5 protein-coding genes and 1 pseudogene are annotated in these 8,489 nt (G+C 68.6%); 4 read left to right on the plus strand and 2 right to left on the minus strand.

From position 1 onward, the window contains the following. Positions 1-166: 166 nt before the first annotated feature. A complete protein-coding gene (locus QN350_RS08250; protein ID WP_322139971.1) occupies positions 167-1,456 on the minus strand; it encodes a glycosyltransferase in 1,290 nt (429 codons plus the stop codon). After that, on the minus strand, positions 1,453-3,690 hold the full coding sequence (locus tag QN350_RS08255; protein WP_322139972.1) for a glycoside hydrolase domain-containing protein: 2,238 nt from the start codon (positions 3,688-3,690) through the stop codon (positions 1,453-1,455). The genes QN350_RS08250 and QN350_RS08255 overlap by 4 nt, the downstream gene beginning before the upstream one ends. Before the next feature lie 126 nt (positions 3,691-3,816). On the opposite strand from QN350_RS08255, the gene QN350_RS08260 reads away from it, so the two are divergent. The 4 genes and pseudogenes from QN350_RS08260 to QN350_RS08275 all read left to right on the plus strand — a co-directional run. Continuing rightward, positions 3,817-4,845, plus strand: a complete 1,029-nt coding sequence (locus QN350_RS08260) for a glutathione S-transferase family protein (protein ID WP_322139973.1) — start codon at positions 3,817-3,819, stop codon at positions 4,843-4,845. Between the two features lie 99 nt (positions 4,846-4,944). Continuing rightward, positions 4,945-5,499 carry a hypothetical protein gene (locus QN350_RS08265; protein WP_322139974.1) on the plus strand — a complete coding sequence of 185 codons (555 nt, stop codon included), beginning with the start codon at positions 4,945-4,947 and terminating at the stop codon, positions 5,497-5,499. Positions 5,500-5,512: 13 nt separating this feature from the next. After that, a complete protein-coding gene (locus QN350_RS08270) occupies positions 5,513-7,693 on the plus strand; it encodes an ATP-binding cassette domain-containing protein (protein WP_322139975.1) in 2,181 nt (726 codons plus the stop codon). Further along, a pseudogene (locus QN350_RS08275) lies at positions 7,690-8,489 on the plus strand (ECF transporter S component); the annotation flags it as partial. The gene QN350_RS08270 and the pseudogene QN350_RS08275, both read left to right, overlap by 4 nt.

The raw sequence follows: 8,489 nt of genomic DNA on the forward strand, positions 1-8,489 counted from the left end.
TAGCCACCGTGTTCCGCACTATCGGCGTTCGAAACTGTGCATTTCGGACCCCGGCAGTTCAGACATCGGCGCTTCAGACGCCACCGCTTCAGACTTCACGGTTTCAGACCCGCCGGCTCGCCCGCGACTGGTCTGACCCCCGGCTCCGCTCCTACTGCTGCGGCTCCTACTGGTGCGGGACCTCGGCGGTGTCGCGCAACGGGGCGAACATCTTGTCGAAGACGTTGCGCCGGTCGAACTGCATCGCGTACTCGCGCGCTCGGTCTGCCCAGTCCCTGCGTTCATCCGCCGTGGTTTCGAGGATTGCGTGGTCGATCGCCTCGGCGATCGCCTGCGGGTCCTCGACGGGGATGATCAGGGCGTGGTCGCCCACCGCTTCGCCGATGCCGCCTGTGACCGTCGTGATCACGGGACCGCCGCCGGCCAGCATCTTCTCGGCCAAAGCGATGCCGAACGTCTCCACGAACTCCGGCCGTGGTTTGCTCGGAAGCACGAAGGCGGCACATCCGGCCATCAGGTACGGCTTCTCCGCATCACCGACGTCATCGAGGAACCGAATGCGGTCGGCGAGCGGTGAGGCCGCGGCGATCGCCCGGAGCGCCTCGGACTGCGGGCCACGGCCCGCGATCACGAGGATCTTGTTCTGGCTGGCCGCGCTGATTGCGTACCCCGCGATGAGATCGTCGACGCCCTTCGCCGCGGTGAGACGGGAAAGGAACAGGATGTACCCGTCGCGTTCGAGACCGCGGGCGGTCAGCACATCCTCGATGACACTCTCGTCGAGGTGCAGGTACGAGTCGGCGTCGATCGCCGGGTAGGAGATCGTGATCCGCTCGCGGCACTGGGCCGCGTACCGGGTGCCATGGTGCTCGTCGACGAGCTCCGCCTCGGTGATGATGAGCTGGCGGGTGTATTCGGAGACGGCGACACAGTAGTCCTGGCCGAGGTAGCTCGACAGGATGTGCGCTGCGGCGCCGAACCGTCCCTCCTCGACGGCGGTACGCACGACGTTCGTGACATCCGAACCGACCGCCTCTGCAATCGTCGTGACGTTGACCGGCAGCCCGGTCCCCCAGGCGGCCCGGACTGCATCGGAGACGGCGAGCGTGTGAGGGGTCAGGTAGAGCGACAGGCACACCGTCGGCACGCCGTCGGTGAAGAGCTCGATCAGCCGGCCGGTGACCCCGGCGAGGTGGCGGCCGTCGAGCACCTTGTAGTCGCCGACCGGAGCAGGCCGGTCGACAAAGATTCCCTTGCTGTACGGCAGCACGGAGTCGAGCGGCTTGAGCGGCAGCCCGGAGGCCTGGAGCTTGTCGATCGGCCACGTGACGATCCGCACCTCGTCGAAGCCGCGCTCGAGCGCGGTCTCCGCGAGGTTGCGCGCTTCGACGGAGTGGCCGCAGATGACCGGATCGGCCCGGACCACGATGACAAGCCGGTTCTCAACAGAATTCATGGTGTCTCTCCCGTGGATCGTGACGCTCGTGATGGTGACAAGGATGATGGCGTCGAGGGTGGGAAGTCCGTCGTTCCCCAGCTGCTCGGCTCAGGCCCCAATTCCACGACGAGGTCGCCACCCGCGTGGAATTCGTTTCCGCTGAGCCACGTGCGCTCGAGCGGTTCCCCGTTGAATTCCATAGCCTGCACATACTGTACGGGTCCGCCGGGTGTCGGTTCAATGAATCCACGAGTACGGATGGTGAACGAGTGCTTACCGACAGAGAACGTCGACTTCTCGAACGATGGCGCATTGACGAGGAAGATGTTCTGGCCGGCGACGGGGAACAGCCCGAGTGAGGCCCACACGAACCAGGAACTCAGTCCACCGGAGTCGTCGTTGCCCGGGAGCCCGCCCCGCCCGGTGCCGAACTGCTGGTGCACGATGTTGTGCACGATCTCGGCCGTGCGGTCCGGCCGACCCACGTAGTGGTACGACCACGGCGCTTCCATGTCGGGTTCGTTGTTGAGCCCCTCGAATCGGCCAAGGCGATAGCCGGCAATGATTTCCTCCGGGCCGGAGCCCCGGACGAGCTGCTTCACCGGCTCGGCGCCGTAGCCGAAGAACTCGTCGAGCTGCGCGATGAACCGCTCGGCCCCTCCACTCAGGGCGATGCGGGCATCCATGTCGTGCACCAGCCGGAACGAGTAGTTGTGCCGGGTGCCCTCGTAGTACGTGGAGTCCTTCAGGAGACCGGTGACCGGGTCGTAGGCGTTCACCCAGCGCTCGGCCAGGGCGACGAACTGCTCGACGAGGGCCCTGTCGCCGACATGCCCGGCAACCTTCGCGGTGCACCAGTATCCGAACGCGAGGTCGAGGGTGTGGCTGATCGGATGCGCCTCCCCGTGCACCAGGAACTCCTCACCGTAGGTGCGGCGCAGGTCGTCGGACATGTGCACGAGGGCCCAGTCCCAGTCGATGCCGGGCAGGCCGAGCTGGCACAGGTCGGAGAGAAAGGTGTGGGCCAGAGCACTCGCCTGGCGTGAAAAGCGGTCGCTCCCCCGGGCCATCCGGTACCCGATGGGGAAGTTGCCCTCCTCCTCCGAGATGGTGATCATCGCGTTCGCCAGCTCGACGGCCCGTTCCGGCATCAGTGCGGTGATCAGCGGCAGCTGGGTGCGGTAGATGTCCCACATCGTGCTGATATCGAACACGAACGGCCCGTCCGTCGGCCAGAACGGGCTCTCCGACGGGGCCAGGCAGGGCTTGATCAGGGCGTGGTACAGCGCCGTCGAGAACACCGTCTGGCGAGCGGCAGACGGTGTCCTGACCGTGATGCCCTTGAGCTTCTTACGCCAGACCTTCTGGGTGCGCTCGCGGCGAGGCGTGAATTGCGCCGGTCCGGTTCCGCAGTCCGCCTCGAGGTTACGCTTGGCCTGCTCGACGCCCCGCAGGGAGAATCCGATCCGCAGCTCGATCGTCTGGCCCTCCTCGCTCGGACCGGCCCACATCAGGCCGAACGGACGCAAGGTCGTCGGCCGGATATGGTCGAAGTCGAGCCGGGTCCCACCGGGCATCAGGCGCCTGTCGTACCAGAGCATCTGACGCCACTGGGGGTTGTCGCACTCGATGTACACCGACAGAGGGGCGCCCTCCACGACGATCTCGCCACTCGCGACTCCGGGCTCGAGGCACTCGAGGTGGGCCCGCACCGGGATTGTGGCGCCGTACGGGATCGACAGGCCACCGTGCGAGAAGTCGATGACGACCCGCGCCTTGGAGTGTGCGGGGAAGGTGTACCGGTGCACCGCGCTCTTCGGCCCGACGGTGAGCTCCGCGGTGATGCCCGAGTCGAGGGTTCCGGAATACCAGCCCGGCTCGGCCTGTTCGTCGGTCAGCTCCCACGTACGCCCGAGCACGTCGAGCGGTTCGATCATCGGCGTGACGCGGAAATAGTTGTAGTACTTGCGGATGGCGCCGGTACCGGACTGCTGGAAGTGCGCGAATCCCGAAGCGAGGTGACGCTCATGCAGGAGGGGCGGGATGCCCTCGAGCGAGAGGTCGTACCGGCCGTAGCCCGTCGGATAGGCGCCCGAATAGGCGCAGGCCGACACCATCCCGAGAGGGTAGGTGGCGCCAGGGTGCGTGTTCCCGATCTGCGGCTTCGGCCACCACCACGTCGCGGCGAGACCGGTCTGGGGAGGAAGGTCCGTTACCTCGGTGCCGATAAACGGGTCAACGCGACCGATCATGCAGTATCTCCTCTGAATGCCTTCCTCGGAGAGTAGCCGCTGCACAGCATCCAGAATGACGCGACTCCGTTACCGCGAGGTAAATTCTCGCGCTGTGTCATCTCGCGCCACCGCTACCGTTGAGGAATGACCACCCCAATGCCCGAGGGCGCAGACCTGAAGCCGAGCTACATCGAACCGGGACAGCCCTTCGATCGCGACACTCACTACATCGAGGACCGCATCACCCGCGACGCTCGCGACGGCTGGCCCGTTGAGCCCGGCAGGTACCGGCTCGTGGCCGCGCGGGCCTGTCCGTGGGCGAACCGAACGGCGATCGTCCGGCGCCTGCTCGGGCTGGAGGAGGTCATCTCGCTGGGCCTTCCCGGACCGACACACGACAAGAACAGCTGGACCTTCGACCTCGACCCCGGCGCCGTCGACCCGGTGCTCGGCATTGAACGGCTCCAGCAGGCCTATTTCGCGAGATTCCCGGACTACCCGCGCGGCATCACCGTACCCGCGATCGTGGACGTTCCGAGCGGACGGGTCGTCACCAACAACTACCCGCAGATCACGATCGACTTCGAAACCGAATGGGTCGAGTATCACCGTGCGGGCGCTCCCGATCTGTATCCCGTCGAGCATCGCGCCGAAATCGACGAGGTCGCCGACCTGATTTTCCACGATGTCAACAACGGCGTCTACAAGTGCGGTTTTGCCGGCAGCCAGAAGTCCTACGAGCGGGCATACGACACCCTGTTCGCCCGTCTGGACTGGTTGGAAGACCGTCTCACGGCTCAGCGCTACCTCGTCGGCGACACCATCACCGAGGCCGACATCCGCCTCTTCACAACGCTCGCACGCTTCGACGCCGTGTATCACGGGCACTTCAAGTGCAACCGGAACAAGCTCAGCGAGATGCCCGTGCTGTGGGCATACGCGAGGGACCTGTTCCAGACGCCGGGATTCGGCGACACCATCGACTTCGATCAGATCAAACGCCACTACTACGTCACCCACAGCGACATCAATCCGAGCGGCATCGTCCCGAAGGGGCCGGATGCGCGCGGCTGGCTCGAACCATCGGGTCGCGAGGCCCTGGGCGGGCGTCCGTTCGGCGACGGGACCCCGCCCGCGCCTCCCCTCCCGGCCGAGCGAGTGCCTGCGCTGTGATGCCGGCCCGGCACCGGTGTCGCCGGCCTGCTCCAGCACGGTGACCCTGCGCGTCTGACGAATTCCGATTCCGGCTTGACGCTCAGTATTCTGGGGGACATGAAGATGCCAGCACTCGCTACGCTCACCCTGCTCGGAGCGCTGGCGCTCAGCGGTTGCGCCACCGGCCCGTCCACCTCGACCAGCGGAACCGCCACGCCCGGAACCGCCGCAGCGGCCGCTCCCACGGAGTCTGCCTCGCCCGAGGCCTGCTCCGGCGTGCGGGTCGTCGTCGATTTCGGAACCCTCGCCGCACCCAAGATCACCGACTGCGTGGACACCGCCGCGGCGACCACGATCGCCGCGAGCGCCGTGATGAAGACCGCCGCGGTCTCGACCGAGGGAACCGTCCAGTACGGCGACCAGGTCGTCTGCCGCGTGAACGGGCGCCCCGCCGCCGACGAAACAGTCACGGTCACGGGCCAGGCCTCGTTCGTCGAATCGTGCCAGTCGATGGCACCCGCATACGCCTACTGGGCGTTGTGGATCCAGCCCACCCCGGGGGCGGCCTGGGAATACGCCCAGGAGGGCCTCGGCAGCCTCCAGGTGACGCCGGGACAGTCCCTCGGCCTCGTGTTCACCACGGGCACCGAGACCCCGACACCCGGCAGCTAAGACTCCGACCCCGGTGTTCCGCTTCCGCCCGGCTCCCCTGCGCGCGGCCATGCTGCTCGCGCTCGGATTCATCGGTCTGCGGGTGGGCTATCGGCTGCTCTTCGGCGGAGGCGGCGGCGGCGGCGCGGTGCTGCTCGACCTGCCCCGCATCCCGCTCGCCGGCCCATTCAGCCACGTGGCACTGTTCGGAACCGTCACGACGGGCGGAATCTGGAACGCGGCACTCAGCGCGCTCCCGGTCGCCGCGGTGATCGCCTTCTTCGGGGTACTCAACGCGGTCGTCGACGTGAGCCGCTTGTTCGCCCGCGGCGCTCGCCGCGGGCCGCTGCGCACGGTGTCCCGCGCTCTCGTGATCGCGTGGGCCACGTTTCCCGCACTGCTCGACTCGGTCAGGCGAGTCCGCCTGGCCGCCGCCCTCCGTGGTGAGCGGACCGTGGCAGCGCTGCTGGTCCCGGTTTTCGAGCAGACCATCGAGCGCGCCCTCTCCCTCGCCGCATCGATGGAGACCCGCGGATTCGCGTCGACCAGGGCAGTGGACGGTGCCTGTGAGGTGCCCGCGCTCATGACGGATGCCGCGCTCGATTTCGACGGGGACTGGCGCCTCCAGCACCTCGACCTCGCGCTCGCCCCCGGCACGCTCACGGTCATCGTCGGGCCGACCGGTTCTGGCAAGTCCGGCCTGCTCCAGGCGATGAGCGGACTGTTCCAGCACTTCCACAATGGTCACCAGGCCGGCCGGATCGAGATCGGCGGCGCCGACCGGGCCGAGACTCCCCCGCGCGACACGGCCGGCTTCGTCGGCCTGGTGCCCCAGAACGTGCGGCTGTCCTTCGTCGCCGAGACCGTTGCGGAGGAGATCGGATTCGCTCTTGCCCTGCGGGGCGTTGCCCCGGTTATCGTGGAGCAGCGGGTGCGGGAGGTGGCGGCGCAACTCGGCATCACGCAGTTGCTTGCCCGCCCCGTCTCGGCGCTCTCCGCGGGAGAGGCCACCCTCGTCTCCCTCGGTGGCGCACTGATCCGGCGTCCGATGCTCCTGCTCATCGACGAACCGCTCGCCGAGCTCGACCGGGTCGCGAGGGACAGGGTCTGCGGGGTACTCGACCGGCTGGCCCACGAAGCCGGGGTCTGCGTCGTGGTTGCCGAGCACAACACCCGCGAATTCGACCCGATCGCGGATGCCTGGCTCGTGCTCGAGGGGCACCGCGCGCGAATGCTGCTGCCCGGTGAGCTCCCGCCCGGCCGGGTCGGCGACCACCGCCTCGCGACGCCGGGCGCTGGCTACGGACCGCCCACCGAGGTGCCTGCCGACGAGGTGCCGGCCAACGCAGGGCCGCTCGCCGGCATCCACGGCCTGACGGTTCGACACGGCGACCGGACCGTCGTAGACGCGGTGTCCCTCGAACTCGCGGCCGGCGAGATCGTCGCCCTGGAAGGCCGGAACGGCGCGGGCAAGAGCAGCCTCCTGAACGCGCTCGCGCTGCCCTCGACCCGAGGGACCGTGATCGTCGCCGGGCAGGACGTCGCTGCGCTGCCCCGGAAGACCCGGCGCCGTGCCGTCGCACTCGTACCGGAGAATTTCGACGACCTGTTCTTCGCCACGACCGTCGCGGACGAGTGCCGCCGCAGTGACCGGTCGACGGCAGACCGAAGGACCGGGAGAATGGCGGGCCGGCGTGGTGGGCGAAGCGCGATATCCGACCCGGGCTCCACCGCCGGGACGTTCGCGCGGCTTCTCGGCCACGACTCCGCCACAGCGGCACCGCTTCTCGAGCGTCACCCGCGGGACCTGTCGGCGGGCCAGCGGCTCTGCCTCGCGATCGCGATCCAACTCGCGGCCGCACCTCGGGTGCTGCTCGTCGACGAGCCCACCCGCGGCCTCGACGCCGCCGCCCGCGCGCTCGTGGGAGCGGCGCTGCAACGCGCGTCCAACCGGGAATGCGCGGTGCTGTTCGCGACGCACGACCGCGACTTCGCCCGGCACTTCGCCACCCGGGCACTTCACCTCGAGGCCGGACGGGTGACCGGCGCTGAGTACGGCGGCGCGGAAACCGGCGTCGAGTCCTCAACGGGACCGCGCTCGATGACGCGCACGACAACGGGAACGAAGACGGGAACGACGACGGGCGCGGCCCCGGCCGCAGGAACTCTCGGCGCTGTCTGCACCACCGGCCCTGACCCGCGGGTGACGCATTGAAGCGCAGAAGCGGTCGCTGGACATCCGTCGTGCTGTGGGGCGGCAGCCTGCTCGCCGCCGCGGGATTCGCCTGGCCGCTGTTCGCCGCCGCCGTACCCAGGGACGCGCAGGGCGCCGTTCCGTTCATCGCGTTCGCCCTCGTGCCTGCCGTGATCGTCGCGCTCGCCCTCGTGGTCGACCGCGAGATGTACACCGCGAAGACGGTGGCCCTCCTCGGGGTGCTCGCGGCCGTCGGAGCTGCGGTCCGGATCGCGGGCACGGGCGTCGGCGGTGTCGAGGCCGTGTTCATCCTGTTGATCCTGGCCGGGCGGGTCTACGGCGCACGGTTCGGACTGCTGCTCGGACTGCTGACCATCGCGGTGTCTTCGGTGCTCTGGGGCGGGTTCGGGCCGTGGACCCCGTTCCAGATGTTCGCCTGCGGCTGGGTGGGCGCCGGAGCTGCCCTGCTGCCGCGGCTCGGGAGCGAAGGTCGGGTCGGCCGGATGGGACCGCGCGCGGGCGCGCGCGTCGAGATCGCCATGCTCGCGTGCTACGGCGTCGTCGCGTCCTACCTGTTCGGGCTCGTGATGAACCTGTGGTTCTGGCCGTTCGCCGTTGGCTCGGGGACCGGCATCTCCTACTCCCCCGGTGCGTCCCTGGGCACGAACCTGGCTTCGTTCGGCCTCTACTCGCTCGTCACGTCGACGCTCACGTGGGACACGGTGCGAGCCGTGACGACAGTGCTCGGCATCTGCCTGGTCGGACCGGCGGCCCTCGCCGCCCTGCGCCCGGCCCAACAGCCCCCCCCCCCCCCCCC

Origin of the sequence: Cryobacterium sp. 10I5 (assembly GCF_035019865.1) — a bacterium.
In the GTDB taxonomy this organism is placed as follows: Bacteria; Actinomycetota; Actinomycetes; order Actinomycetales; family Microbacteriaceae; genus Cryobacterium; species Cryobacterium breve_A.